General features: G+C 44.9%; 26 protein-coding genes. 15 read left to right on the plus strand and 11 right to left on the minus strand.

Annotated elements, in window-relative coordinates:
- The first annotated feature begins 14 nt into the window (after nt 1–14).
- The 15 genes from FMR86_RS09475 to FMR86_RS09550 all read left to right on the plus strand — a co-directional run bounded on the left by FMR86_RS09475 (nt 15) and on the right by FMR86_RS09550 (nt 13,434).
- On the plus strand, nt 15–1,424 hold the full coding sequence (locus FMR86_RS09475; RefSeq protein ID WP_163350865.1) for an HNH endonuclease domain-containing protein: 1,410 nt from the start codon (nt 15–17) through the stop codon (nt 1,422–1,424).
- Nucleotides 1,406–1,987, plus strand: a complete 582-nt coding sequence (locus tag FMR86_RS09480; protein ID WP_163350866.1) for a bifunctional 2-polyprenyl-6-hydroxyphenol methylase/3-demethylubiquinol 3-O-methyltransferase UbiG — start codon at nt 1,406–1,408, stop codon at nt 1,985–1,987. Before FMR86_RS09475 ends, FMR86_RS09480 begins: the two co-directional genes overlap by 19 nt.
- A gap of 85 nt (nt 1,988–2,072) precedes the next feature.
- Nucleotides 2,073–2,789: an ABC transporter ATP-binding protein gene (locus tag FMR86_RS09485; RefSeq protein ID WP_163350867.1), complete on the plus strand. Its 717-nt coding sequence runs from the start codon at nt 2,073–2,075 to the stop codon at nt 2,787–2,789.
- A complete protein-coding gene (locus tag FMR86_RS09490; protein ID WP_239057209.1) occupies nt 2,789–3,487 on the plus strand; it encodes an ATP-binding cassette domain-containing protein in 699 nt (232 codons plus the stop codon). Before FMR86_RS09485 ends, FMR86_RS09490 begins: the two co-directional genes overlap by 1 nt.
- A gap of 28 nt (nt 3,488–3,515) precedes the next feature.
- Nucleotides 3,516–4,619, plus strand: coding sequence for an ABC transporter substrate-binding protein (locus FMR86_RS09495; RefSeq protein ID WP_163350869.1), 1,104 nt, complete (start codon nt 3,516–3,518; stop codon nt 4,617–4,619).
- Nucleotides 4,620–4,627: 8 nt separating this feature from the next.
- Entirely contained in the window at nt 4,628–5,680 is a 1,053-nt protein-coding gene (locus tag FMR86_RS09500) for a hypothetical protein (RefSeq protein ID WP_163350870.1), read from the plus strand.
- A 10-nt stretch (nt 5,681–5,690) separates the two neighbouring features.
- Nucleotides 5,691–5,885, plus strand: coding sequence for a hypothetical protein (locus FMR86_RS09505; protein WP_163350871.1), 195 nt, complete (start codon nt 5,691–5,693; stop codon nt 5,883–5,885).
- Nucleotides 5,869–6,801 carry a polyprenyl synthetase family protein gene (locus FMR86_RS09510; protein WP_163350872.1) on the plus strand — a complete coding sequence of 311 codons (933 nt, stop codon included), beginning with the start codon at nt 5,869–5,871 and terminating at the stop codon, nt 6,799–6,801. The genes FMR86_RS09505 and FMR86_RS09510 overlap by 17 nt, the downstream gene beginning before the upstream one ends.
- Nucleotides 6,802–6,815: 14 nt before the next feature.
- On the plus strand, nt 6,816–7,685 hold the full coding sequence (locus FMR86_RS09515) for a branched-chain amino acid ABC transporter permease (RefSeq protein ID WP_163350873.1): 870 nt from the start codon (nt 6,816–6,818) through the stop codon (nt 7,683–7,685).
- A complete protein-coding gene (locus FMR86_RS09520) occupies nt 7,682–8,542 on the plus strand; it encodes a branched-chain amino acid ABC transporter permease (protein WP_163350874.1) in 861 nt (286 codons plus the stop codon). The genes FMR86_RS09515 and FMR86_RS09520 overlap by 4 nt, the downstream gene beginning before the upstream one ends.
- Nucleotides 8,543–9,039: 497 nt before the next feature.
- Complete coding sequence (locus tag FMR86_RS09525) at nt 9,040–9,867, plus strand: Rha family transcriptional regulator (RefSeq protein ID WP_163350875.1); 828 nt, start codon at nt 9,040–9,042, stop codon at nt 9,865–9,867.
- Nucleotides 9,842–10,159: a conjugal transfer protein TraJ gene (locus tag FMR86_RS09530; protein ID WP_203544834.1), complete on the plus strand. Its 318-nt coding sequence runs from the start codon at nt 9,842–9,844 to the stop codon at nt 10,157–10,159. Before FMR86_RS09525 ends, FMR86_RS09530 begins: the two co-directional genes overlap by 26 nt.
- Entirely contained in the window at nt 10,156–11,775 is a 1,620-nt protein-coding gene (gene traI / locus FMR86_RS20560; protein ID WP_239057199.1) for a TraI/MobA(P) family conjugative relaxase, read from the plus strand. The genes FMR86_RS09530 and traI overlap by 4 nt, the downstream gene beginning before the upstream one ends.
- A 72-nt stretch (nt 11,776–11,847) precedes the next feature.
- Nucleotides 11,848–12,915, plus strand: a complete 1,068-nt coding sequence (locus tag FMR86_RS09545) for a DUF262 domain-containing protein (RefSeq protein WP_163350877.1) — start codon at nt 11,848–11,850, stop codon at nt 12,913–12,915.
- A gap of 9 nt (nt 12,916–12,924) precedes the next feature.
- On the plus strand, nt 12,925–13,434 hold the full coding sequence (locus tag FMR86_RS09550; protein WP_163350878.1) for a HEPN domain-containing protein: 510 nt from the start codon (nt 12,925–12,927) through the stop codon (nt 13,432–13,434).
- Between the two features lie 49 nt (nt 13,435–13,483).
- Here the strand turns inward: FMR86_RS09550 and FMR86_RS09555 are convergent, their stop codons facing one another.
- The 11 genes from FMR86_RS09555 to FMR86_RS09605 form a co-directional block, all read right to left on the minus strand.
- Nucleotides 13,484–14,041, minus strand: a complete 558-nt coding sequence (locus FMR86_RS09555; RefSeq protein ID WP_163350879.1) for a hypothetical protein — start codon at nt 14,039–14,041, stop codon at nt 13,484–13,486.
- A complete protein-coding gene (locus FMR86_RS09560; RefSeq protein WP_163350880.1) occupies nt 14,016–14,243 on the minus strand; it encodes a hypothetical protein in 228 nt (75 codons plus the stop codon). Before FMR86_RS09560 ends, FMR86_RS09555 begins: the two co-directional genes overlap by 26 nt.
- A 19-nt stretch (nt 14,244–14,262) precedes the next feature.
- Nucleotides 14,263–15,132: a hypothetical protein gene (locus FMR86_RS09565; RefSeq protein WP_163350881.1), complete on the minus strand. Its 870-nt coding sequence runs from the start codon at nt 15,130–15,132 to the stop codon at nt 14,263–14,265.
- Nucleotides 15,133–15,134: 2 nt separating this feature from the next.
- Nucleotides 15,135–15,401, minus strand: coding sequence for an XRE family transcriptional regulator (locus FMR86_RS09570; protein WP_163350882.1), 267 nt, complete (start codon nt 15,399–15,401; stop codon nt 15,135–15,137).
- Between the two features lie 49 nt (nt 15,402–15,450).
- The gene (locus tag FMR86_RS09575) at nt 15,451–17,754 is read right to left on the minus strand and encodes a zincin-like metallopeptidase domain-containing protein (RefSeq protein ID WP_163350883.1); all 2,304 of its coding nucleotides are present in this window, start codon (nt 17,752–17,754) and stop codon (nt 15,451–15,453) included.
- A gap of 4 nt (nt 17,755–17,758) precedes the next feature.
- Entirely contained in the window at nt 17,759–17,971 is a 213-nt protein-coding gene (locus FMR86_RS09580) for a hypothetical protein (protein ID WP_163350884.1), read from the minus strand.
- Between the two features lie 22 nt (nt 17,972–17,993).
- Entirely contained in the window at nt 17,994–20,153 is a 2,160-nt protein-coding gene (locus FMR86_RS09585; protein ID WP_163350885.1) for a DNA topoisomerase, read from the minus strand.
- On the minus strand, nt 20,154–20,669 hold the full coding sequence (gene traF / locus FMR86_RS09590; protein ID WP_163350886.1) for a conjugative transfer signal peptidase TraF: 516 nt from the start codon (nt 20,667–20,669) through the stop codon (nt 20,154–20,156). It abuts the gene before it with no gap.
- A complete protein-coding gene (locus FMR86_RS09595; protein ID WP_163350887.1) occupies nt 20,666–22,288 on the minus strand; it encodes a hypothetical protein in 1,623 nt (540 codons plus the stop codon). Before FMR86_RS09595 ends, traF begins: the two co-directional genes overlap by 4 nt.
- A gap of 142 nt (nt 22,289–22,430) precedes the next feature.
- Nucleotides 22,431–22,853, minus strand: coding sequence for a hypothetical protein (locus FMR86_RS09600; protein WP_163350888.1), 423 nt, complete (start codon nt 22,851–22,853; stop codon nt 22,431–22,433).
- Entirely contained in the window at nt 22,840–24,783 is a 1,944-nt protein-coding gene (locus FMR86_RS09605) for a type IV secretory system conjugative DNA transfer family protein (RefSeq protein WP_163350889.1), read from the minus strand. Before FMR86_RS09605 ends, FMR86_RS09600 begins: the two co-directional genes overlap by 14 nt.

Genomic DNA, 24,783 nt, shown 5'->3' on the forward strand with positions numbered 1-24,783 from the left:
GAGTTCATTTCAATATGAACGAATATAGCCGAAGGTTGTTTTTGAAGAGTGGTATGTCATTGCTCTGTGGTTTTTCAGCCCTTACGACAAGCTCTTATGCAGACGAAAGATACATGTCCATCCCAAAAGTAAAATTCCAAAACGGCATAACAACAGCCGCCCACTACGCCAGCACTCTAAAGGAAGGATCCTTCATAGAGTTCACAGATACTGACGCCCAAAGCCGCATAATGCTGCGCGCTTATGGCTTCTACTTGGTGAACCAAACCGAGAATGGGGCAGTCTTCCATTTCTCCCCATCCCGAAATCAGGGAATAGAAACCATAGGTGGCATTCTCTACGATGACTCAAAGGTCGCAACCTATAAAATTGCTCTCCTAAAGGCTCTCGTGGACATCACATCCGGGCTGGAGAATGAACGAATCCATTATGACACTGAAGCCGAGCAGGATTATGCCTATGTGCCATATGGCCTGATAGCCTTCAAATGGGTGGTATATTACTGGCCGCTGGTGGAAGCTTCTATCCGGCAGATATCAAGCCCGAAGATGAGTTTTGAGGACGAGCTGCTTGAGCTGCAAGAAATTTACTCCAAGATTAATAAAGTAAATCCGCTGGCGCAGTTTCAGCAGGATTTCATTGCCGGTTACAAGCCGGATAGTCCTATTTACGATGTCGTGCGCCGACTTATGCGCAGCGTGGTGACTACTATCAAAGACGGTCCTGTAGAGCATTCCGGAGCCAAGAATACTTTTGAGACATCTGATCGATTTAACTCAGGACGACTCACACGAACAAAGCGGTCTCTGTCTGATTTTGCTGGCTGCATGAAGTGCGTGCGGTTTAAGACCGGGCTGCTGTTTGAAATGCAGATGTTCGGCAGCATGATGTCTGATGCGATTGCAGTTCAGTGGGGCAATGAGTGTGTGCGGCTCCAGAAAAAGCAGAATAGAAACTTAGCGGAGATCCTTCCGTATTTATTCGTGGACGCTTTTGAAGAGCGCAACCAGAACGAGGCTCGGAACCTGATAAAAGAGATCCTGCGGCATGGCGAGAAGGTTTTCTGTATTTATTCTGGAAGCCCATTACCCAAGAAATACGACATGGATCATCTGCTGCCGTATGCGATCTTTTTCAATAACGACTTGTGGAACCTCGTTCCAAGTCTGCCAACGGTAAATAACAAGAAGTCGAACAAGATCATCACGCTGGACACCTTGGAGGAATCCAAGCCAAGGCTGTTTGATTTTTGGAACCAGACTCGCAGCGTGGCTGATGAGCAATTCTGTTCAGAGCTTGAAGCCACCTTGCAGATCGATCCACTCAAGCCGAACTGGGAGCATAAGACATTCTCAGTAGTCAGCAAGCAGGCTGAACTAACCGCAAAATTCAGGGGGTTACCACGATGGACCTACACCCCCTAGAATTCTACAACGCCAACGCTGAACAATACGCTGAACAAACCATGGCGTTGGACGTCTCCCACCTTTACGACAAATTTCTCCCGCATCTACCTGCTGGAGCGCACATCCTTGATGTCGGATGTGGCTCCGGTCGTGATTCTCTCCATTTTATCAAGCAAGGCTACAAAGTAACCGCTTTCGACGGATCTCCAGAGATCGTAGAGCAAGCAAATACGATCCTGCCAATTAAGGCAAAGGTCATGCTCTTTGATGAAATGGATTTCGCACCCAAGTCATTTGATGGCATATGGGCCTGCGCAAGCCTGCTGCATCTTATGGCGGAAGAATTGCCCGGAATGCTGAAGCAGCTACGGACCTATCTAAAAGATGAAGGAGTCTTCTTCTGTTCATTCAAGCTGGGCAAAGGTTTGCGCACAGACAATCGTGGCCGCCGTTTTCTGGATATGAGCGAGCAAGGATTGCGAAAGGTGCTTGAAGAATGTGGATACGGCGGGATTGATGTTTTCACCAATGACGGTGTTGGTGGCGAGGTTTGGGTTAATGGGGTTGGGGGGATGTTTTAATGGGGCTGATTTATTTTAAAGAGAATTATAATTGATGGATATTGATTAGCTGCTTTGTGTTTGTTGTCAAAGTGAGTGGGGTTTTATGTTAGTAATTCGGAATATTAGCAAGTCATTTGATGGTAATGATGTTTTGCGTGGTCTTTCGTGTTCTTTTAGTCATGGTAAAGTCGCTGTTATGGGGGCTAATGGAAGTGGAAAAACGACTTTGCTAAATATTATAAGTGGGTTTATTCATCCAGATAAAGGAAGCATTGAAGTTGATGGTCGTAACACTAGCTATGTTAGCCCTGAAAAAATTATCGATATGGGAGTAGCTAGAACCTTTCAAGATTTGCGTGTTTTTCACTCTTTAAGTGTTGAAAAAAATATTTACCTTGCGGCTAATAATAAAAATGATGAATCCTTTATAAAATCAATATTTCCCAAAATAGATAGCATCGCTATGGAGAAAGTTAATTCTGTTATGAAACATGTAGGAATAACAAGTATTAAAGATAGCCTTGCTGGAGAGATTTCGTTTGGACAACAAAAATTATTAACTTTAGCACTAGCTCTTGTGAATGAACCAAAAGTGCTTTTACTTGACGAACCTGTCGCGGGGGTTGAACCTAAGTTTAGGGAAAGAATAGCTGAATTGCTTTTAAGTTATAGTGGGCTTATTTTGTTTATTGAACATGATACAAATTTTGTGAAAGAAGTAAGTGATAGAGTGGTTTTTATCAATTCTGGAAAAGTGTTAATTGAGGGGGGGTATTCGGAAGTTATGTCAAAATCAGCCGTTCAGGAGGCCTATTTGTGATGGAGCCTATTTTAGAGCTTATCGACGTTGCGGCTGGATATGCTAATCGAAAAGTTCTTACTAATATTTCGTTTGATATTTCTTCTGGGGATATTGTGGTTCTTGCTGGTGCAAATGGAGCTGGAAAATCAACGATTCTTAAAGCGATCTTTGGTTTGGGTAGTGTATGGCATGAAGGTGTAGTAAAATTTTCTGGAGGTGTGCTTGATGGAAACACTCCCGAGGATTTGATTAGAAAAGGTGTAGTGTATATACCTCAGAAGAATAATGTTTACGAAAGCTTAACTGTTTTAGAGAATTTGCAGCTAGCAAGTTTACGGACTAAGGGGGGGCAGAGTCGCAGCATTGATCAAGTTTTAGAGACGAATAATGTTTTGAATAAGAAGGCGAAGCTTGTAGCAGGCAATTTGAGTGGTGGAGAGAAGCAGTTGTTGGCTTTGGCAATGGGTTTTCTGCACTCCCCCCGGCTAGTACTATTTGACGAACCCTCAGCTGGACTTGATGTTAAAAATTTTCGTCAGTTGTTGGGGCAGATTAAGCTTCTAAATAGTACTGATAACGTGACTTTTTTGCTGGTAGAGCATCGGTTGCGTGAGGTTTGTCAGATAGCAGACTGGTTAATTGGGATTAAACTTGGCAAAGTTGAATTGATAACTAATGAATTTAACATTGAAAAATGTTTAAAACAGATATATTAGGATTGATATTAAAGTTAAGGGAGGAAGCATGAAAAAAATTACTATTGGTGTTGTTCTGATTGCTGTTGTTGCCACTGCCTTGTTTGCTGTTGCTCAAAATAAGAAAACGCATATTGAAGAAATTAAAGTTGGAGCTATCCTTCCGCTTAGTGGAGATGCTGCAATTTATGGAGAGTATACCAAAAAAGGTATTTTATTGGGATTGGATAAGATAAATGGGCAGTTGGCAAAAGAAAATAAAAAAATAAGTGTAATTTTTGAAGACAGCAAAGCTATGGCTCGGTATGGGGTCTCGGCAGCTAAAAAATTAATTTCCAGTGATAACGTAGTTGCTATAATTGATGATAGTGTTAGCTCTGTGACTTTAGCAGTTGCTCCGATCTGTGAAAAAAATAAGGTTGTTTTGCTTGCTACGGGGGCGACAGCTCCCGAAATTTCAAATGCGGGTACCTTTATATATAGGATTTGGAATTCTGACTCCTTAGAAGGGAAGGTGGTAGCTGATTATGCGCACGACAAATTAGGCCTTAAAGATGTAGCTATTCTTTACGTCAATAATGCTTACGGAAAAGGTTTGAAGAGCGTTTTTGAGCAAAAATTTCGGGAAAATGGTGGTTCAGTTATTGCGTCAGAAGCTTTTGACCAGGGCGAAAATGATTTTAGGTTAATACTCAGTAAGGTTGCGAAGAAAAGTCCTTCAGCAATCTATTTAGTCGCGTATCCAGAAGAAGCTGCAGGGATATTCAAGCAAGCTAAAATTTTAAATATTAATACTAAATGGATTGGAACTGTTGCTATTGCAGATAAGGCTTTGCTTGCAAAAGTTAAAGAATATGGATTTAGTCTTTACTATCCATTCCCCAGTCAAGCTGACTCTAGTAATCCCTTTGTTGCTAATTTTCTTTCCTCTTATAAGAAGAGGTACGGTCATGATGTGACGCCACTTGCCGATGTTGGATACGATAGTATAATACTTATTGGATCTTCCTTTTTAGGTACAGCTAATGGAGCAGGCGTGGACGTTAAAAAATATTTCGACAAGATGAGCGAAAGCTACATGTCTTCAGGACTGATAGAATTTGATGAAAATGGTGATGTTAATAAGCCTATAGAAATCAAAAAAGTTGACTAGGTTTTAAGATGAGTCCACAAAATATTTTGTTTCACTCTACAGTAAGTGTTTTTGCAAAAATTGCGTCAGCTTTAGAGAATAGAATGTTTAAATTGGTCTTCTCTGTTTTTTTCTCTATTTTTGTAACATATATACTCCATAAAGTTAAATTAATGGATTATGTTCAAATCAATATATCTCATGATAGCTGGAATGGGTTTTATTCTGATGTTATCCTGACGGTATTTGTGATGTCAGTTATCCATAATTTATTGTCGTTGTGTTCAACCTTATGCGTAAGCTTTTATCATTTTAGAATGAAGACAAAGCATCGCAAGTCTGCTCAAAGTTTCTCAAGTCAGCTAATGTCTAGTAATAATAGGTATTTAATTAAGTCTTTTGATTTCATACATCAAAAGATATTTGAGACTACTTACAACGGTAGTAGTCAGGGAATGGTTTTAAATGAGCCTTTAAACGTTTCATTGAAAAATATTGATAGTGGCGCGGCTATTAGCACCGATATGTATTATAGCATGCTTGGAGTTGTAGTAATCCAGAAACCCAAAAATGTTCTTGGCATTTGGGATCTAGACATACTCCCAATCGAAAAGGCTGACAGTCCTATCGAAGGTGTAGCAGATGATGTTTCGTTTGGACCTTCTAGACCTGTCCGTTTTAACGTTGATGAACAGGGTATAGTTACCCATGAATTGCGTCATGCCTGCGTGTTTAATAATTATACAGGAATGTACGAGTGTGTTGAGCAGAATAGTTGCGATAGAATTTTTCTTCATTCATGGGATTGCAGTGTTCTTGACGATGAGCTTGCCAAACTTGCTCCTTTTGTTGAGTACCTTAAGAAAGAATGGAAACTCCGGGATGTGTATTTTTTAAATAAGAAAATGATGAGTGAACCTTTAAAGTTATCAGATGGAATATTACTTGATGAAAAATACTATCTCAGCCGCAATGGCGAGGAGAAAGTAGTGTTTAACAGTGATGCTGTAGATGTAGCAAAAGATATACGTGACTTGTTAAGTAAAAGAACACCAAACCTTCATGGTAAATTTATAAATTAAGGTGGAAATAATGGGACAGATGTTTTTAAAAGATAAACCAAGTAATGCGTTGTCAGATAAATCAAAAGACAAGAAGGATAGCATGGGGGCTTTAGTAAAAAAACATAAATATCGTAAGTTAAGTTTTTCTGGTGATGAACTTGTAGGGATGCTTTCAGATGCAGGTGACTTAAAGAAGCATTTGTGCGATGATTATACCACATAATATATTAAAACATGCGGAGAAATTGCTCAATTTTGAGAATGAAACCGTCCATATGTTGACTTTGCTTTATGGGATGGCAGTGAAAGATGAAGATGATAACTTTCATCTTGAGGTAGCGAAAACAATTGAATTACTTAAGACTTCAGCCCTTACAATGGATGATTTTTTGGATAAGTCGTCTATGAGAAATGGGGTTGAGTCTTTTTTTTCGGCTTATGGTTCAGAAACGACTGTTTTGTTTTCTGAGATATTAAAGTCAACCGCTAGTTTGAAATTTAATGACCTTGTATATGAGTTCTCACCACATAATTTAAAAAAAGCTAACGCTATTTTTGAAGAAACGTACAGGGCTATCTGTTTAGGCCAGTTGTTGGATATTGAGCTTGAGAAAAGAGTGTTGTCTTATGATAGTCCGACTCTTGATGAATGCTTGAAGGTTGTGGAGTTCTCTACTGCTTCTTTTATTCAGATGCCGCTTGTTCTGGGTGGAATATTGTCGGATAAAGATCACGATACTATTAGTGGTTTTTCAGATTTTGGTTACAATATCGGTATGGCTTATCAGTTGCGGGATGATGTTATTGACTTTGTTGGTGACACCGCAAGGATAGGAAAACCTAAATATGGAGATTTAATTCGTAAAAAGAAAAAGGCTATTTTGGCTATATTAAAAAACTCACTAAGCGATTCGGAACTAAATGGTCTGTGTGCAATTTATAATTCTCCTGAAGAAGTTAGCAAGGAAGACCTTGACTATATGTTAGGCCTCATTTCAAAATATTCCGCTGTGGATAGAGTTAAGGATCTTGTTAAGGAGTACTGTGCTAAAGCTCTCGATAGTTTAGATAGAGATAAATTTAGTGTTAATGAAATTTCTGATTTTAGAGAATTGTCTTCAATGGTTTCATCTTTCTAGATATATTAACAATAATGCAATTTTATCTTAATTTATTATATACATTTTCAATTGTGTATCTTGGTGCAATATCTTTCTGGATTGTCTACCGTCCGTCTAATATTTTGCACTATGCTCATGGTGCCTCTTTTGTTTTAGGAGGATATTTTCTTTCCTCATTATATTTAGGGCTAGGCCTACCGCTTTTTATGAGCTTACTTCTGTCTTTGTTAGCTGTTGCACTGATCGGATCTTCTTTTTATTCTTTTTTCTATAAGCCTCTACTCAGTTATGACAATAATTTAAGTTTATTAGTGTGCTCATTAGGTCTGTATATTGCAATTGTCGCTTGTGTGGCAATATTTTATGGAAGTGGCACGACTCATTTAGATGAAACGACTACTGTTGTTGGTATTGAAGTTCTTGGAGGATATATTTCTTCGGTTCAAGTTATATCTGTTTGTATTGCTTTTTTTGTGTTGCTTCTTTTGAAGATATTTATGTCATATAGTCCTTATGGGTTATATTTTCGTGCTGTAGCTGATGATAGTATTTTGAGTTATATATACGGTTTACCTCGTGAAAAAGTTATTGTCACGGCATATGCCTTCGGTTCAGGGCTTGCAGGTCTTGTTGGGATTTTAGTCGGTTTTGATTCAGGTATGAGACCAACGATGGGATTCTCCTCGCTATTATATAGCGTGGTGGCTATGATCGTTGGAGGAGGCTATAGTGCTGGAGGGGTGCTTTGTGGGGCTGTTTTAGTCTCATTATTACATAATTTGGTTGGATTTTATTTTGATACAAAATGGATTGATACTGCTACGTTTTTTTTACTCGTTTGTTTTTTGATAGCCAAGCCTAAAGGTGTTTTTGGGGTGACTTTAAAAAAGGTAGAAATATGATGGCATATATTGAGCATTTGTTTGTTATGATTTCTATATATGCATTGCTCGGGCAGAGTTTGAATTTTTTTTCTGGATTTACTGGGTTGATCTCAATTGCACATGCAAGTTTTTTTGGTATAGGTGCCTATAGCTCTGCCTTAATAACTATACATTATACTGATTCTTTTTTTGTTAACATTTTACTGCCATCCATACTTACTGGCTGCATTTCGTTCGTTATTGCTAGAATTAGTTTAAGGTCTTATGAAGACTATTTCATTTTGATGACTCTTGGCATTCAAATCGTTCTTTTCTCTTTGTTTAATAACTGCACTGCATTAACTAATGGTCCGATCGGCATCTCAGGTATAAGTAATTTTTCTACTGTTGAACAATTCATCCCCCAACCGATATTAATTTTTCTGTGTTATTTGTTTTTTAGTACAATTATGATTGTAATCTCACGCTCGTCTTGGGCATTGAACCTAAAAGGCATTAATGATGATGAGATTTTAATGTTATCGTTAGGGAAGAATGTTCAACTTATCAAAGTTACAGCTTTTACATTTAGTGCAATGACTGCTTCGGTGGCAGGGGTCTTATATGCCCACTATATGACATACATAGATCCCTCAAGTTTTTCTCTCGATGAGTCAGTATTTATCGTAGCTATAATGGTTCTTGGGCGAGGGAGCTATGCTGGTATTTTTCTTTCAGCTACTTTTATGATTATGCTTCCCGAGTGTTTACGTTTTATAGGGTTGTCTGGTTTTGATGAGGCTAACATCAAACAGTTAGTGGTTGGAATGATGATCGTTGGTGTTGTATTTTGGGGTAAGCTATCAAGTCGTTTAGCTGTTTGGAAAGTAGCATAAGTATCGTTCAACTGTCGCAGTTCATCAATTCTACAAAACTATAACTGACCTCACTCTTTTTTCTTTCTTTGTGAACCATTGAAGTATAAATTCAAATCAGGAGCAGCACCGCTTTAATCCTTTCTTTCAGGGCAGCTCCAGCCCCTTTCAAATTGCATCTTATTGCCATACCGAGTTGGACTCTAATTTAACAAGAATTTTTAAGACGCAAACAGTATTCAGCGAGAATTATCAAGAACAAACAATACTCACCAAGAACCAACAGTAATAATTAAATAAATTGAAATTTTTCCGCTAAATCGCTTATACTCCTGCGGAGTCCGAAGGCAGGACAGGTAAGGTAGGCCCACCTTTTCAAGGTGGTCTCCCTTACGTCCTGCACAGCCTTAGGGCTGAGGTTGGCTTATTCGCCTTCGGCTCAACGTATGTTGCTAACGAAATTCAGGACTGCTGAATTTTGCGCTGGTATCAACTGTAAACTATATGGAGTATATGAGATGAGTAAAAAAGGTTTTAAAAACAAAGAAGTGACAACGGTTGTGGAGTTGGTGATGGAAAACAATCAGCCCATGGTTTCTTCCTTGTTAGTGGCTGAGTTGTTTGAAAAACAGCACAAAGATGTTCTGAAGGCTATCCGTAATCTTGAAATTCCAAACGATTATTGCGAGCGCAATTTTGCGCCCACATCAATTGATGTAGCTCAGCCAAATGGAGGAATCAGAAAAGAACCCTCATTCAACATGACCCGTGACGGATTCTCCCTTCTCGCCATGGGGTTTACCGGCAAGAAGGCTATGGAGTGGAAAATTAAATTTCTTGAAGCTTTCAACGCAATGGAAGCTAAACTGACGGTCCCGCCGGTGGAGGGGAACATTCAGTATAAGAAGGCAGCTCCGGAGGCCGTGCGATCATTTGAAGGTGTTGCGCGTTACTGGTGCTTTTTGGAAGGGATCAGTTGGGAGCAGGGCAAAAGGCAGATTGAAGGGGCTATCCGTGTTCCGGATCTTTATGAAATGGATGCCTTGGCCATGAGCAGTGCATGGACGTATCTCAGGATATGCATGCAGGTTGTTCCTCCTAAAATGCGCGGCAAGGATATCTGCTCCAAAGAGGAATTGTCTCCGGTCAACGGGCTGCTTGATTATTGGGCTTATTGTGGCCAATCCACTCGTGACGATCTGCTTGCAAATTTATGTGGAGACATGTGTATTGAATCACTGGATGATCTGCCTAAATCTTATATTCCCCATGCCGTCAGTCTTGTCTGGGAAGGCATTAACAATGAATCCGGTAGAAATAATGCCAAGCAAGAAACAAGTCATTAAAACCTACGTTTCCGCAGAGGAATACGCCCAGATCAGCAAGACTGCGCAGCAGTGCAGTCTTTCGCTGTCCGCTTTTGCCAAGGCCGTGTGTCTTGGGCATGAGATCAAAAGCAAAACTGACCAGCAGGCCCGGCGGGATATGTTGAAAGTCAATGCAGATCAGGGCCGTCTGGGTGGGCTGCTCAAGATGTTTATTATGGATGATACCCCGCAGCGGAAAGATGCGGAAAGACTGCTTGATGAGATACACCAGCTTCAGAAAGAAATAGTTCAGAAGGTCCGAACCATATGATTAGTCGCAGGATTTCTTGCAAGCCGCAGAATGACAATTATCGGCGATTGGCCGATTACATTGCCGACGCCAAGCACAAGGGTGAAAAGACCTTGATGTCTTGGTGTGCCGGTTGTTGGGCGGGTGAAGATTATGAGTTGGCGATTCAGGAGGTCCTCGATACTCAGGATCTGAATCAGCGCACACGCAAGGAAAAGACCTATCATCTTATCGTGTCCTTCAGGCCAGAAGATGAATCCGTCCTTACGGAGAAGGACTTCAAAGAGATCGAGCAGGAGTTCTCCAAGGCCTTGGGCTTTGAGGAGCACCAACGGCATTGTGGTGTCCACAAGAATACTAACAACATCCATATGCATATCGCATACAACATGATTCATCCAGATAAGTTGACCCGTTACGAGCCTTACCGGGATTTCTACAAACGCGACCGGCTGCACCGTGAGCTGGAGCAGAAGTTCGGCTTGCAGTTCGATAACGGCAGGCAGAAGGATCAGGAGCCGAAGCGTAGCAATGACCGGGCTGCTACCTATGAAGCTCATTCCGGCCAGCAGTCTTTTGATTCATACGTGAAGGAGCGCAAGGACTTTATTTTGGAGGCCTTGGAAAAGGCGCAGGACTGGCACGAATTTCATATGTCCTTGGCTGAGATCGGTATCGAAGTCCGTCTGCGCGGGAATGGTTGCAGCATCAAGGACCGTCATTCCAAGACGGCCATCAAAGCCAGTCGGCTTGATCGTGATTTTACCAAGTCCAAGCTTGAGGCGCAGCTTGGCCGCTACCAGTATACCAAGGGCATAGTGGTGAATGAGAAGGATCGGTATGTTGCCCGGCCTCTGCATAAACATCGGGGAGAGCTTTACGCTGAATACCGGGCTGCCGTTGCCGGGAGGAAAAAAGCATACGAGGATCTGCGCGAAGAGCAGGATGGCCGCTGGCAGCAGGCCAGCTCCTATTGGGACGGTAAGATTAAGGCTCTCAGGAATGACAAAAAGCTCAGAATCAAAGATCGTAGCCGGCTAATTGTTCTCGCTGCCGGCAGAAAGACTGAGGCCATTGAAGCACTCAAAAAAGAAATGTCCGGAAAGCGAGCGGAACTGCGTCAGGAAACGCCGTTCAACCGCTGGAACGACTTTTTGAAATGGAAGGCTGAGAGCGGTGATGAAAAAGCTCTTCAGGTCCTGCGCTCGAAGAAAGAGCCGATCCAAAGCAATCCTTCTCCTGTTTTTGATGTGCCGGCATCAAAAGTTTCTGAGCTGAAGCTCAAGCAGAGCAATTTTAGATCTGATCCAAGTTTGGCGTGGAAGGATAAGCGCAGGTTGTTATCCATTTCCAAAATGCTTCAGTTGCAGGCCGAAGAAGCCAAACGCACGGACGATCCCAGAAAGCGTAATCTGGATCAAATGACATGGCGTGTTGATTCGTCAGGGAACGTGCTTTACACATTGAAGAATGGTTCCATGGTCAAGGACAATGGAGATAAGATATTCTTCAGTGTGAATGATCCTGCGGCTGCTCATGTGGCGCAGGGATTTGCGCGGATGATGTTTGGGCGGAATGTTAAGGTTTCTGGGAATGAGATTGGGCGTAGGAATATTACTAGAAATATTATGAAATAGAATTCATTCCTATATTGACTTCTTTCTTTATATTCACCTATGGATATAGGGAATAATAATGGAGTCTGTATTATGGAAAATGAATTAAATTTTGAAGATGTTGAAGGTTCGGAAGAAAGTGAACACGTGCAGTATGATATTGCATCATATCCTTCTGACTTAACACTCTCCGGTATAAATGAAATGTGGGACCGCGAGGCATTGGTGATACCCAAATTTCAAAGAAAATTTGTATGGAAAATTTCTCAAGCTTCACTGCTTATTGATTCGTTTTTAAGCGGCTTACCTGTTCCTCCTATTTTTTTGTATATTAATCGCAAAAATGAAAATCTTGTCATTGATGGGCAGCAACGGATTATGTCTATTGTTTATTTTCTCAATGGCTATTTTGGACAAGAGGATTCCAAATCAAGGAAAAGAGTTTTTCGTCTTAAGCTCTCTGAAGGACATCCATACAATAATATGTCTTTTGAAGATCTTCCTGACGACGAACAACGCAAATTACAGTATTCTACAGTTCTGCGTGCGATTAACATTAAACAGTTAGACCCAGATGATGAGGGGTCGAGTGCTTATCATATTTTTGAAAGATTGAACACTGGTGGTACTCCGCTGAGTTCTCAAGAAATTCGTAACTGCGTTTTTGAGGGTGCCCTTGCGAATAAACTTGTTGAAATGAATAAGGATGAGGATTGGAGGAAAATTTTAGGCCGAGAAACTCCTGATGCACACCAGAAAGATGTTGAGCTTCTGTTGCGTTTGTTTGCCTTTTACGAAAACAGGGAAAATTATGAAAAGCCCATGAAAGAGTTTTTAAATAAAGCAATGAAGCGGCATCGTAATGCTGGAAGTGAAATAGTCTCTCGTTTTGAAAAATGTTTTTATGATGTGACAGCAGAAATAGTGGAACATTTAGGAGAAAAACCTTTTCATGTTAGAGGGCCATTGAATGGATCTGTGCTTGAGTCTGTAATGACGTGGTGTCTTTTGAATTATGATGATTATGATGGTGAAATAAAAAAATCCTTCAAGGAAATGAAAACAGATCCATCTTTTGCTCCACTGACAACAAAAGGAACAACAGATACTAATACTGTTGCACAACGCTACGCATTGGTTAATAAATATTTTTTGAGATAATTGGTAGTTATGCCTTATTCAGCTAGGTTTACGCATGCAGATGATTTAATCGCAGATATTAGTAATCTACAGAGATCTTCTGAGCCTATGCTAAAGTCTAAATATGCCGGTGTGGTTTCGGTGCTAGCGGCAAGCGTCTATGAGTGTGCAGTAAAGAAAATACTTCTTTCTTTTGCTAGGTCACGAGACCAAGTTTTTTTTAATTATGTGCAAAAGAGTTTTTCAAAAATCAATGCTAGAATCGCGATAAAAAGTCTTAAAAATGATTATTTAAAGAATTTTGGTGATGCGTATAGAGATGCATTCAGTGATTTGCTGGAGACTGAAGATGATTTGTATTTGAGGAATACAGGGAAAAGCATAACCAGTTCATATTCAAACTTAATTATTTGGAGACATGCTTTTGTTCACGATGCAGAATGTCCCATTAATGCGACGTTAGAGGAAGCTATTGAAAGTTATGAGCTGGGGAAGAAAGTTATTGAGTGCTTTTATGTTAGCACTACTTCTATTTCATGAAATTTAACATGTAACAAATGGAGCAGGAATCCCCCCTCAGAGTTTCCTGCTACCTAGCAATACCCTTGCCCTTAGCATTCCCAATGCCGAGGGCTTTTTTCTGTAGTTTGATGTAAGTTTCGTTTGCAATTTTGAGATTGGTTTTGCGCTGTCGGAGGATGTTTTTTTCTTCGTGGGAGCCGTCAGACTTGAGGCGGTTGGTCAGTCTGGCCTGATGGCTTTTGATGAATTCCCTGAAGCCGTCCATCGGCAGGCCGCCTTGCTTTCTTTTGCCGGAAAATGCAGCAGTCACTTTTTGATATGTTTCACTGTCATGGACAAGCTCCAGCGATTGTCTGGCTTCTTGGAGCTGAGTTAAGCCCGGCTTGATGCTGTTGACCATTTCAGCCGAGTTGGCGAATTCTTTTTCTTGAATCAGGGCAATCTGTTCAGCTTCCAAGATGGCTTTAGGATCTTTGGCTTCGGCCAGCTCCTTGAACATGTCTAATGTGTCTTTAAGGCCATTCTGGAAAGCGAGAGCCTCAGGGGTATTTTCCTTTTGTTGGTACGATTTCCAATCATCACTCAGTTTTATGGAGAGTTTAATTAATAAGCCAGTCTTCGCCATACTTTTCTACAGCCTCCGAAAGGTCTACTTTTGATTTTTTAAGTTCTTCTAATCCAATAACATCCTTTAATGCCTGAGCTAAATGAGGAGCCATAGGAAGCTTGTAGCGCAGCTCGTAAGCTTCATCATGTTTTCCTTCAGCATCCAGTCTTCTGATTTCCTGAATGATTTTGAATTCTTCTTCACGGGTGTATTTTGCCATACGTTTCTCCTGTTATGGGTTAGTCGGCGGCAGGGAAGTATTCCTGAGCCTTGTCTGTTAATTCTTGTTGCCTTGGGCGTTTGTCGTCAGGGTAATTCATTAGATTCTGAAAGTAGTCATGGTCAAAGTCAATTTTTTTACTGAAAAAAGTTTTGCCATTGTATGTGAGTTTCAATTCCATACTCTCAGTAAGGCCATTTTCCGAAGTCATGGTCTGGCGGTGTTTGGTAAACCAGAATTCGATTTCAGAATATTTTTTAGTTTTTACCCATTCTCCTTCGAATATGATGTTTGGACAGTGCTTTTTGATTGTCTCGCGTAGATTTTGGTCTACTATTCTTTGTCCATATAGAGAGTGGTTGTTGGCCATGTATGCGAAGATCCATGGAACGTTCATGGCGTTGGCCCCGAAATAAAGATAGCCTTCAGATGATTTGTACTCTTTAAGCATTCTGCCTGCCAGCTTTCCGGTTATATATATTCCTGTGGACTTGGAAAGTATGAATGCTATCTGATCAAAACAATTGCGAATGATTGATATTATTTGTTTTCCCTTTTCGCCCTTGGATTTTCTTTTCATGTCTTTGGTCAAAGAGCGGTTGGGATTTGCTAGACTACAATATTCAAATGCCTGAGCATCGTAGTCTGCAACGTCAGAAATTGAGCGTGTGCAATGCTTCCCATAAGGATAGTCTGTGTTCTTCAGTCTTTTGTATAGGCCGATAATTTGGACAGGGTTATTGCAATCTGGACATACTGCGTATTGCACTATTTCACCTTTGTCATTGGGTTGGTAGAAAGGGTAGGCCTTTCTTGTCATGCTTTCGAATTTATTAATCGAAATGCGTTCATATCCACGTTCATCGGTGTACAATTTGAATATATCCATGTTCACTCATCTTGTTCGTCCAGAGCAGGGAATTTTAAGCCATGCCTGTTGTTAACACTGATCCACCATTTTGATGGCAGCGGAGGAATATTCCCGTTTGACTCTGCAAACTTAAGGCAATGTAGTACCGTCCGCAAGCCGAGTGAAAATTTGTGCTCATTGTCCTGCATGGCAAAGAACAATTCCTCTTCGCAATTTGCACATCCTTCATGAGGAGTTTTTCCAGAAATATTATCAGCCCTATTTGCGAGTATTTTTGTATGATCCATTTGTTTGTCCCTTTTATTTAAGCGGCCCCCCTCAGGCCCGCTTGTTAATTTACATTGCCATTGCCTTGGCTTGTTCCTGTTTCTGAGCCGTTCTTTGCTGCCTCTTAAAAAGCCCGGCAAGCTGACTTTTCACTTCCTCAAGTCCACTGGACTGATGCAGGTCGTTGAAGTCGCTCAGGCCTTGCTCTCTTTCTTCCGCTGTGAATTTGGGAACAATTGCTGTCCCGCCAACAGCCCAAGCTGCTTTCTCGGCTTTTTCGACACCTATATTGTTTTTAAGGTGATGATCATTGTCGCCTACGATGGCAATCTGGCATTGCGGATAGGTTTCTTTCAGGGCTTTGGCGACCGGCTTAAGATTTGAAGCATCAAAAGCCACAACTGTCGGCTCTTTGGTTGCCATGTGCACACTTGCAGCTGTGGCGTATCCTTCAGCGATGAGGATTTTATTACTCCCGTTGAACTTGCTTTCAGGATCAATGGCATGGAACATCCCCGCCTTCAGGCCGCCTTTTTCGAAGAGCTTGCCTTCCGGGGTGATGGTTTGCAGGGTGTGGATATGTCCGCGCACATCGTGACCGGGTACAAGCAGATCTCCGCGCTCGTTGACCTTGACCCCGTATGCCGGAACACCTTTTTTTACGAGGTATTCCTGCTGCCCGGTGGCCCATTTGGCGTTGGTAAACTTGGCAAAGGAACGTTTGGAGGCCTTCTCACGCTGCTCGGCGAGAGCTTTTTCACGCTCGATCTTTTTTTGGGCTGCCTGTGCTTTGAGCTGGGCCTTTTGTTCTTCGGTGAGCTCAAGGCCATCAGCTTTCCAATTCATTTTCAGGCCGGTCTTGTGATTCTGAATGAATCCTGCTGGATGGGCATCAAGGAATCCTTTGTATGCACCGTCTCTTGAATTGGGCTTGCCATCGATGACCGGCACGCGCTGGAGCGTTCCGTCCATGATCGGCTGCTGGCCTTGAAGATCAAGTTCGGCTTCCTGCAGGGCTTTGGCGAACTCCTGCACGGCATTTGTCTGCGGAGCATGAACTTTTTCTTTGGGCAACCATCTCTCAAGAGGTTTGAGGTCTGTCCCGCTGGCAGCGAACCAGAGTTTTTCGGACTTGTCCCAGCGTGCGCCGAGCTTTTTGGCCTGCCCTTTCTCCGAGTACGGAACATTGAGATAGGTCTTTTCAGTGGCTGGCTTCGGTTCCTGCACTTCTTCTTTCTGCTGTGCTACGGCTTTGTTTTCCGGCAGCCATGCATTGAATTTTTGCAGGTCGGTTCCTTCAGGAGCGAACCACATTTTTTGATCCTTGTCCCACTTGGCACCGAGATTCTTTGCTTCGTTCTTTTCAGAGAAAGGAACTTTGAGCCAAGTCTTGCCGTTCTCCGGAACCCCGTATTTTGCTTCGCGCTGCTCCAGTTTTTCCTTACCCGGACCGGAAACCGACATGCCTTGCTCCTTGGTTGTTTCCATGCTGCGTTCTTTTTCAAAGCCGAGGGTGTAATCCTTGATCTTTTCTGCTCCTTGGCAGGCGCGGACGATCTCAAAAGGATCTTCCTTCAGTACTTTGACCCAGCTTTTTACATAGCTGGCATGCTGATTCGGATCATGACTGAGGCCGATTTCCGCGCTGGTCATCCAGCTTGCGATTTCTGCGCGGAGTTCTTCCTTGGCGTAGATTTCCGAGCCGAAAGGGCCGAACTCACGGTCCAGCCGGGATTCATGGCCGGTCCAGTGTCCCAGCTCGTGCAGGGCGGTGCTGTAGTATTTGTCCGAGCTGTCAAAAGCAGCCTGCGGCGGCATGTGAATCTCATCTTTTGCCGGGGTGTAATATGCCCGGTCACGTTGATCATGGGTGATGTTTGCTCCGGAGTTCTCCAAAATGGCTTCCGCGCGGTCGTCCGGATTCCATGAGATCTCCCGGCCATCCCATTCAGGAATGCCGTCAATCTGGCTGGCGTGGAAGACATTGAAGAATCGTTTGACCGGCTTGGCGTTCTCAACCCGTTCTGTTTTTACGTTTCCGTCCTCATCGAGCACAGGTTTACCGTTTTCATCTTTAACCTCATTTATTGCGTCATATTGCCAATAAACAAGCGTCTGGGATTTGGCTCCTCTGCGGACCTGCCAGCCCTGTGATTCCGCCTGCTTGTAGGTCATGAATCTGGGATCATTGAGGCCGTCGGAACTGAGCATGACCTGATTGAATCCCCGGTAGACATTCCCTGTTACCGGGTTGAAGGCGGGCTGATATTCTCCCGCCTTCCATGGCCGCTGCCACGGTGCGGTTCCATTCTCCAGCTTTTCGATGATCTTATCAGCGAAACGTTGGTAGTAGTCTGATTTTCCTTTAGCCATATGTTTATGCCTCCATTTCTGCGTCTTCAGGGTCAAAGGGATCGAAAGACGCGTCTTCCGCTTCTTCAGCCGAGATTGCGGTTTCCTCAAAAGCCCCCATGTGGTCGGCCAGCTCTGGATCAACTTCCATGGCCGCGCCGGGGTTTTCTTCCAGCTCTTTAACGAGCAGGTTCGCCTGTTCATTCATGTGTGTTTTGATTTCATCAGTTTCGGGCATGGTTTCTCCTTGGTTTTGTTGGTTAATTTTCCAGTTTGGGTTTTCCTTTCTCGTCAAAGCAGCGGAATTTGCATTCCGGAAATCCGCTGCAACCCCACCAGAACATGCCCTTACGCTTGGCGGGCCTGCGGATCAGACCTTTGCCGCAATCAGGGCATTTGTGTTCTTTGGATGCTTCCAGTTTTTTGGCCGGCTTGGCCTTGAGATCCGGCTTGCCGGCTTTGTTGGGAAAGGTTGCTTTGCAGTCGGGATAGTTGGAGCAGCCCCAGAATTTGGTTTTGCCCTTGCGGGGCTTCAGGAATCCGGTTTTGCATTTGGGGCATTGCACAGCATTACTCTTAATATTGATGCCTTCGCGCTTGACGCGCTCGATCTCCAGAGCAACGGAATCGTCCACCTCTTCGATGAGCTGGAGGTAATTGAGATCTCCGGCTTCGATCTGCTTTTGCTTCTCATGCCAGAGGGCGGTCATGTCCGGCTTCACTGCGAATTCCGGCAGGGCATCGTGGAATTGCCGGCCCAGTTCGGTGCTGATGACCTTCTTGTTTTTCTCCGCCACAAAGCCACGCCTGAAGAGCGTTTCAATATGGGCATCACGGGTGGCCGGGGTTCCGATTCCGCCGGCTTCGTCCTGCTTGTCGCTGTCCTTGTCCAGAAGCAGCTTTTTGATTTCCGGGTCGCTTACATACTTAGCGACCGCGGTTAAATCCTTGAGCAGGGTTTTCATGGTGTAGAGTGCCGGGGGCTTGGTGAAAGCCTTCACCGATTCAGCGGATTCAACGGTTCCGGAATCATCCTGCAGGAGCTTGTGAAGTGCTGTTTGTTTTTCGGCTTTCTCGTATTCTTTGAGATACTTTTCATCCAGCAGCTGCCAGCCCGGGGAGCTGTTCAGTCTTCCTTCAGCCTTGAATCTGTGGCCGGCTATTTTCAGTTCCACTTTTGTGGCCACAAATTCTGCCGGAGGATAAAACTGGGCAATGTAGAGCTTGACGATCAGCTCATAAATGCGCCGCTCGTCCTGATTAAGCTTGTCCAGCTCCGGCACATTCATGGTCGGGATGATGGCGTGATGTGCGGTGACTTTCTTGGAGTTGAAAGCCTTTGATTTTCGATTGGGTGCGGCATACTCGGCCATGTCTCCGAAGGCCGGGGTCAGGGCCAGCAGCAGTTCTGCCGCTTCTTCATGTCGTTCGTCATTGAGGTAACGGCAATCACTGCGGTTGTAAGTGATGGCCTTGTGCTGGTCGCGCAGCCGCTGGGTGATCTCCAGCACCTTTTTCGGCTTGTAGTTCCAAAGCCCGGCAGCATCGGCCTGCAAGGCCAGCAGGTTGTAGGGCAGGGGAGGGTCATTCTTGCGCTCAGAAGTCTGCACTGAAAGAACCGTTGCCGGCTTTCCCTGAACTTCATTGGCAATCTTCTTGCCGAATACCGCATCCACGATCCGCCTTTTCTCATCCATGGGCGCATCATCGGCGGGGATATATTCGGCTTCCACCAGCTGGCCCGGCATATCAATTTGGGCTTTGACAGTGTAATAGGCTTGCTTCTCATGTCCTTCATGTGCGCGATCGCGTGCCACAACCAAGCCGAGGATAGGAGTCTGAACCCGGCCTACGGAAAGCACACCATCATAGCCCTTTTTCTGGGCCAGTATGGAATAGCAACGGGTCAGATTATATCCTAAACGCTGATCACAAACCGCACGGGCCAGCGCAGACATGGACAGCCCATGATATTTTTTATTCTCCTCCATATTCTTCATGGCCTTGAGAATGGCTGAGTCGGTGTTGTCGTTGATCAGCAACCGTTGGGTCGGTTTGCCTGTCAGGCCGGCAAACTCGATAACCTCATCTACCAGCCGCTGACCTTCCGGATCAGGATCACCCGCGTTGATCAGCTCGTCTGCCTGATGGGCAAGCTCGATGATTCTTTTGAGATGGTCGGCGTGTCTGGCTTCAGGCGCATAAGTCACTGGCCATTTCATGGGCAGGGTGTTGAGATCCCAGAGCTTGTAACGCTCATCGTGCTCTTCAGGATCAGTAAGCCGCAGCAGATGACCCCAGAGCCATGTGATGCGGTCACCGTTTACATGATAGGCGGGACCGGTCGGTTTAGCCGGGCCGCCGAGGGCTTGGGAAATGGCTTCCGCCACATCCCGTTTTTCCGCGATTATTAAACGCATTTATCCTCCGATTTTAAAGGTTAGAATGGGTATGACCCTCCGCACCTGATCCATATCCACCAGCCCGAAGTAACGGCCATCAAAGCTGTTTTCGGTATAGGTGGACAGGGCCAGACCTTTGGCAGAGGGAATAACAGTAGACTTCAGGAAAATTGGCAGTTGGCGTCCGTGTCGGTCGCAGGTTTTGGCTTTTGTACGTGGAAGTAGTTTGGAATTAACACGCACACCTTCAGCGGAGATCTCAACCGAATCTCCGGGAAGGCCGGCTAAAGTTTTGAGCAGCGGCCTGTTACCGTTCAGGCCCAGATAGTGCCGCTCAAGTGAAATTTGGAAATAGGGATTGTCTTCAGCAAGACTGAACGTGACCAGATCGTGCCGATCAGGCTTGCCCGGCACGATCTGGTAAATTCCATGGGGCATGGAATCGGTAAAGTTACAGCGAAAGCCAAGTTCATGCAGCAGGTAGATGATTCCTAGCGCATGGAGAAAGAAAAGGATTAGCAGCATTTTTTTCATGCCGCGCCCTTATTGATCTTGTTCCAGTATGTCTTACGCCATGCACGTTTTGTTGTTTCTGTGCTGACGCGCTGGGAACAAAGGGCGTCAATGGCTTCCAGTTCTTCAGGAGTGTGGCCTGCCAGCCATGCTTCAAATTTTTTGTTCTGGGCAGCCTGATCAGCTTCTTTGGCTTTCTGCTTGTCCAACTCCTTCAGCTCACGGATAACGGCTTTTTCTTTCTTGGCATTGGCAAGGGCCTGTTCATTGGGAGTCAGAAAGCCAACGGGCCTGCGCCATGTGCCTTTGCTTTTCAGAGTGGCAAAGAGGTAATTGCAGGGGCCTTTACGGGCTGGCGGGAAAGTTTCGTGTTCCAGTTCCCATTCAGCAGCGTGAAGAGAGTTCTCGATATCCAGAATTGTTTCATCAAAGGAAAAACGATGCTGAATGATCTGGCGAATCTGATCCGGCCCAAACCTTTCATCATGGAGCCGGGGCCAGAGGATTTGAAATTCGTCTGTGCTGATTGAAAGCAGCCTTTGCGCCCAGCGTTCCTCTTCATTCTCTTCAGAACCAGATAGATTTTTTATCTGTCTATCTAATAGTACCGGGTTTTGATACCGATCAGCATTGGTATCAGGCTGTGATATGTGATTGCCGCCAGCCCTTGATTCGCACTGTTTAAGGGCCTGTTTTGCCGGTAAATCGGCATTGGTAACCTGATACCGATCAGGTCTGGTATCAGGATTGGTATCATTACGGTCATGATACCGGTCATGTTTGGTAACACCCTGCTGATACCGATCAGCATTGGTAACATCCTGAGCGGGAAAGGTTTGCACAAGCTCCTTGATCCGTTCCATGGGCGTGGCATTGAGCTTAAGGATTACACCGAAGCGGGGGCCGCGTTCGTGTTGTCTTTTGGCGTAAATCCCGGCTTCATGGCCGTGCTTGAGTACCCGTCTTGCGGTTACTTCGCTGCAAGCGGCCTCTCTGGCAACAGATTGGATTACAAGGGATATTTCATCCTGCTCTGTTTCGATTGCAAGTGCTGAGATGATACCGAACACACGTTTGCCCTGATCGGATAAGCGGGAAAAAAGTGCGTCCGTAGTATCGGATAAATTTAATGAATGGATGTTGTTCTTTGGTTTCTGGTCATCCATGTTACCAAAGTTGATTTGATACCGGTCAGCATTGGTAACAACTCTCTCCTGATACCGATCATGATCGGTATCAAGCAGTAGTCCATATTCCTGTTTGTACAGGCTCAGGAAGAACTCGCAGCGTTCCTTATATAAGGTAATGATGCTGCCGTGCCTGCGGCCAGCTTCGTGATCCTTGCGCTTGAAAAGGCCAGCCTCTTCGCCCTTGGGAATAGTGCGCAGCACGCTTAGTTTGCTGCATTTCACACCATGTTGAAGACTGGAGATAACAAAAGGAAACGGCTCATCCATTGCCGGCGCAGCTTGGATGAGAGTGGCAAGAATCCTCCTGCCGACAGCGGAAAGACGGTTGTAGAATCCGGTAATATCACGGCGCATGAGCTTCTTCAGATGATCGGTATCAGCAGGGGCCTGATACTGATCACCGCAGTTACCAGAGCCTTGAGGGTCGTATTTTTGTGCCGTTGCAGTCATGGGCTGATTCCTTGGGGATCAGGTTCAGTTGAAAAGTGATATTTAAGAGTCCTAAAATTCAGGGAGTTCTCCCTAAATAAAATTATCGCTTTGAGAACGGACATGAAAAAGCTTGCTCATGTCCGGAACGCTTGAAATTTTGTCACGAAATTGCGGTGAGTGGGTGGGGCGCATAGTTCCTCCTTTCTTTCAAATCAGTTGAAATAAGATCCCCTGCGTTGATCCCTTCAGGCATTACGCAGAGGTCGTCACAGCCGGGGCAGCGCACCTGTTCGCCCATCTGCATGGCCCGGTGTTGACCTGGCTCTTTGCATTCTCCAAATATGGGCTTCAGGAGCGGAATTAAATCCCTTTCCACTTCCACCAGAGCGCGACCGGAAACTTGTTCCGGCGGCAGAAACATGTATGGAACTCGGCCATCGCCATGGCAGACCGGACAGCCGGGGCGACCTGTTTTTCTGGTCCTATGTGTAGCCATCCATGCGGCGCAGGCCGGACAGGTCCGGCAGGCTTCACGCGGGAAGCGTACCGGGAGCAGGGTTTCAATCTTCTCAGCATTCTTCATAGTCAGTGGTCTCTTCAATGAGTTCATCCATTTCAGCGTCCAGATCTATTTCCGGTTCGCTGATGGTCTGTATTGCTTCAGCAGGTTCATGAAGCAGGTCTGATTTTTCCGGAGCCGGAATCATCGACCGCTCAAGGAATTCCGGATCAAGGAAGAACAGAATCTGTCTGCCGTAGATGGGAGCAAAACCGGCGGGGAAGATGAGCATATCCCCGGCCTTGGTGATTTTGCCGTGACGGTCCTTTTCCGCGCCGGGCAAGCGCATGCATTCATCGGGAGTGAGCAGGGCGCGTTTGGCTTCAGAAATGCTCACGCTGGCCCTGTTCATATGTCCGTTGCGGGTGCCGGAAAGAGATGTCTTTTTTTGGATGATGGTGGTTTTACCGCTCATTTTTGAAAGGACTTCGGCGGTTTCTATCTTGTTAGGCGCGTATGCAATGCGCAGGTGGCAGTTGCTCATGATTGATTCTTCCTTGCCGTAAGCGGATTGGAGCTGGGCGAGATCCTGCACGATGATGTAGGCCTTGATGCCGTAGCCGGCCATGAAGGCCAGAGCGCGTTCAAAGATTTCCATCTTGCCCAGTGAAGTGAACTCATCGAGCATGAGCAGCAGACGGTGCTTGTAATTAGCTTTGACCTGACCGCCTGAAAATTCCATTTCTTCGGTCAGTCGGCGCAGGACAATATTTAGGATCAGCCGGACCAGCGGCCGCAAGCGGTCAATGTCTGAAGGACGAATGACCAGATAAAGGGAAACCGGCTGCTCGGAATTCATAAGGTCTGCGATGCGGAAATCGCATCCGGAAGTGGCCCAGCTGACCACCGGATCACGGTAAAGAGCCATGTTGGCCACTGCGGTTGAAACAACCCCGGAAAGTTCGGCATCTGCCTTGTTGAGCATTTCTCGGGCTGCAGCGGCAATAAATTTTCTGATGGCCATCATGGATTCATCGTTCATGGAGTCGCCGAAAAGGGTTTGAAGATCTGCAACATGGTCGTTGGTCAGCATCTCTTCAAAAAGCTCCGACATATCCCGGTCTTCATCGGCAAGCATGAGCGAAAGGTCATTCAATGTAGCGTGACGGCCTTCATTGATCTGGAAATGGATCAGGCAATGCAGCATTGTACCGCCGAGGAACGAGAACGCGGCTTTGTTCCAGTAGTCCTTGAGGCCCTTGCCGTCAGGGTCAACAATCATGCTGGCAATGTTCTGGGCATCGGGTATGGCATAAGGTCCGCCAAGCCTGATTTCAGACAGGGGATTGTACCGGGCGGAGCTTGCCGTTGTATCCGTGGGATCAAATTTCATGACCTTATGGCCCTGCGCTTTGCGCCAGCCGGAGGTTAAAGCCCAGTTTTCTCCCTTGATGTCGAGAACGATGGAACTTTCGCCCCATGAGAGCAGGGTGGGCAGTACCAGTCCGACACCTTTACCGGAGCGGGTAGGGGCAAAGGCCATGATGTGTTCGGGACCGCTGTGGCGCAGGTAGTGGAGGATTTGTTCTTCCTGCCAGCCGCCGACATATACCCCTGAACCGCCGAGCAGACCTGCCTGCTGGATTTCTTCTTTCTTGGCCCAGTGCGCGGTGCCGTGGATGTCTTCAACCCCTTTGGGCCTGCCTGCAAAAAGGAAGACTATTGCCAGCACTACAAACTGAGGGGCAACAAAGATAATCAGGGAAATTGAAATGATACGGTTTAGATGCTCACTGGGCTGAACAATTTGTACCCAGTGGAAGATCATCCACGGCCAGTAGAACTGTTTGTATACGGTTTGACCCAATGCTTTATGATGACCGTAAAGTGCGGCTGTGTTCTGGGTGGCGTAGCCCATGGCAAAGCAGGTCAGCAGTATAAGGAAAAAGAGGTATAGTAAGCCGCTTTTCCCACGACCTTTCTTTTTACCGAGTCCGTAATCGTTATTACTCAT

Source organism: Desulfovibrio sp. JC010, from assembly GCF_010470675.1.
GTDB lineage: Bacteria > Desulfobacterota > Desulfovibrionia > Desulfovibrionales > Desulfovibrionaceae > Maridesulfovibrio.

What these genes read in the sequence shown, in the direction of transcription:
- FMR86_RS09475 (WP_163350865.1), top strand. Translation starts at nt 15, where the DNA reads ATGAACGAATATAGCCGAAGGTTGTTTTTGAAGAGTGGTATGTCATTG.
- FMR86_RS09480 (WP_163350866.1), top strand. Translation starts at nt 1,406, where the DNA reads ATGGACCTACACCCCCTAGAATTCTACAACGCCAACGCTGAACAATAC.
- FMR86_RS09485 (WP_163350867.1), top strand. Translation starts at nt 2,073, where the DNA reads ATGTTAGTAATTCGGAATATTAGCAAGTCATTTGATGGTAATGATGTT.
- FMR86_RS09490 (WP_239057209.1), top strand. Translation starts at nt 2,789, where the DNA reads ATGGAGCCTATTTTAGAGCTTATCGACGTTGCGGCTGGATATGCTAAT.
- FMR86_RS09495 (WP_163350869.1), top strand. Translation starts at nt 3,516, where the DNA reads ATGAAAAAAATTACTATTGGTGTTGTTCTGATTGCTGTTGTTGCCACT.
- FMR86_RS09500 (WP_163350870.1), top strand. Translation starts at nt 4,628, where the DNA reads ATGAGTCCACAAAATATTTTGTTTCACTCTACAGTAAGTGTTTTTGCA.
- FMR86_RS09505 (WP_163350871.1), top strand. Translation starts at nt 5,691, where the DNA reads ATGGGACAGATGTTTTTAAAAGATAAACCAAGTAATGCGTTGTCAGAT.
- FMR86_RS09510 (WP_163350872.1), top strand. Translation starts at nt 5,869, where the DNA reads ATGATTATACCACATAATATATTAAAACATGCGGAGAAATTGCTCAAT.
- FMR86_RS09515 (WP_163350873.1), top strand. Translation starts at nt 6,816, where the DNA reads ATGCAATTTTATCTTAATTTATTATATACATTTTCAATTGTGTATCTT.
- FMR86_RS09520 (WP_163350874.1), top strand. Translation starts at nt 7,682, where the DNA reads ATGATGGCATATATTGAGCATTTGTTTGTTATGATTTCTATATATGCA.
- FMR86_RS09525 (WP_163350875.1), top strand. Translation starts at nt 9,040, where the DNA reads ATGAGTAAAAAAGGTTTTAAAAACAAAGAAGTGACAACGGTTGTGGAG.
- FMR86_RS09530 (WP_203544834.1), top strand. Translation starts at nt 9,842, where the DNA reads ATGCCAAGCAAGAAACAAGTCATTAAAACCTACGTTTCCGCAGAGGAA.
- traI (WP_239057199.1), top strand. Translation starts at nt 10,156, where the DNA reads ATGATTAGTCGCAGGATTTCTTGCAAGCCGCAGAATGACAATTATCGG.
- FMR86_RS09545 (WP_163350877.1), top strand. Translation starts at nt 11,848, where the DNA reads ATGGAAAATGAATTAAATTTTGAAGATGTTGAAGGTTCGGAAGAAAGT.
- FMR86_RS09550 (WP_163350878.1), top strand. Translation starts at nt 12,925, where the DNA reads ATGCCTTATTCAGCTAGGTTTACGCATGCAGATGATTTAATCGCAGAT.
- FMR86_RS09555 (WP_163350879.1), bottom strand. Translation starts at nt 14,041, where the DNA reads ATGGCGAAGACTGGCTTATTAATTAAACTCTCCATAAAACTGAGTGAT.
- FMR86_RS09560 (WP_163350880.1), bottom strand. Translation starts at nt 14,243, where the DNA reads ATGGCAAAATACACCCGTGAAGAAGAATTCAAAATCATTCAGGAAATC.
- FMR86_RS09565 (WP_163350881.1), bottom strand. Translation starts at nt 15,132, where the DNA reads ATGGATATATTCAAATTGTACACCGATGAACGTGGATATGAACGCATT.
- FMR86_RS09570 (WP_163350882.1), bottom strand. Translation starts at nt 15,401, where the DNA reads ATGGATCATACAAAAATACTCGCAAATAGGGCTGATAATATTTCTGGA.
- FMR86_RS09575 (WP_163350883.1), bottom strand. Translation starts at nt 17,754, where the DNA reads ATGGCTAAAGGAAAATCAGACTACTACCAACGTTTCGCTGATAAGATC.
- FMR86_RS09580 (WP_163350884.1), bottom strand. Translation starts at nt 17,971, where the DNA reads ATGCCCGAAACTGATGAAATCAAAACACACATGAATGAACAGGCGAAC.
- FMR86_RS09585 (WP_163350885.1), bottom strand. Translation starts at nt 20,153, where the DNA reads ATGCGTTTAATAATCGCGGAAAAACGGGATGTGGCGGAAGCCATTTCC.
- traF (WP_163350886.1), bottom strand. Translation starts at nt 20,669, where the DNA reads ATGAAAAAAATGCTGCTAATCCTTTTCTTTCTCCATGCGCTAGGAATC.
- FMR86_RS09595 (WP_163350887.1), bottom strand. Translation starts at nt 22,288, where the DNA reads ATGACTGCAACGGCACAAAAATACGACCCTCAAGGCTCTGGTAACTGC.
- FMR86_RS09600 (WP_163350888.1), bottom strand. Translation starts at nt 22,853, where the DNA reads ATGAAGAATGCTGAGAAGATTGAAACCCTGCTCCCGGTACGCTTCCCG.
- FMR86_RS09605 (WP_163350889.1), bottom strand. Translation starts at nt 24,783, where the DNA reads ATGAGTAATAACGATTACGGACTCGGTAAAAAGAAAGGTCGTGGGAAA.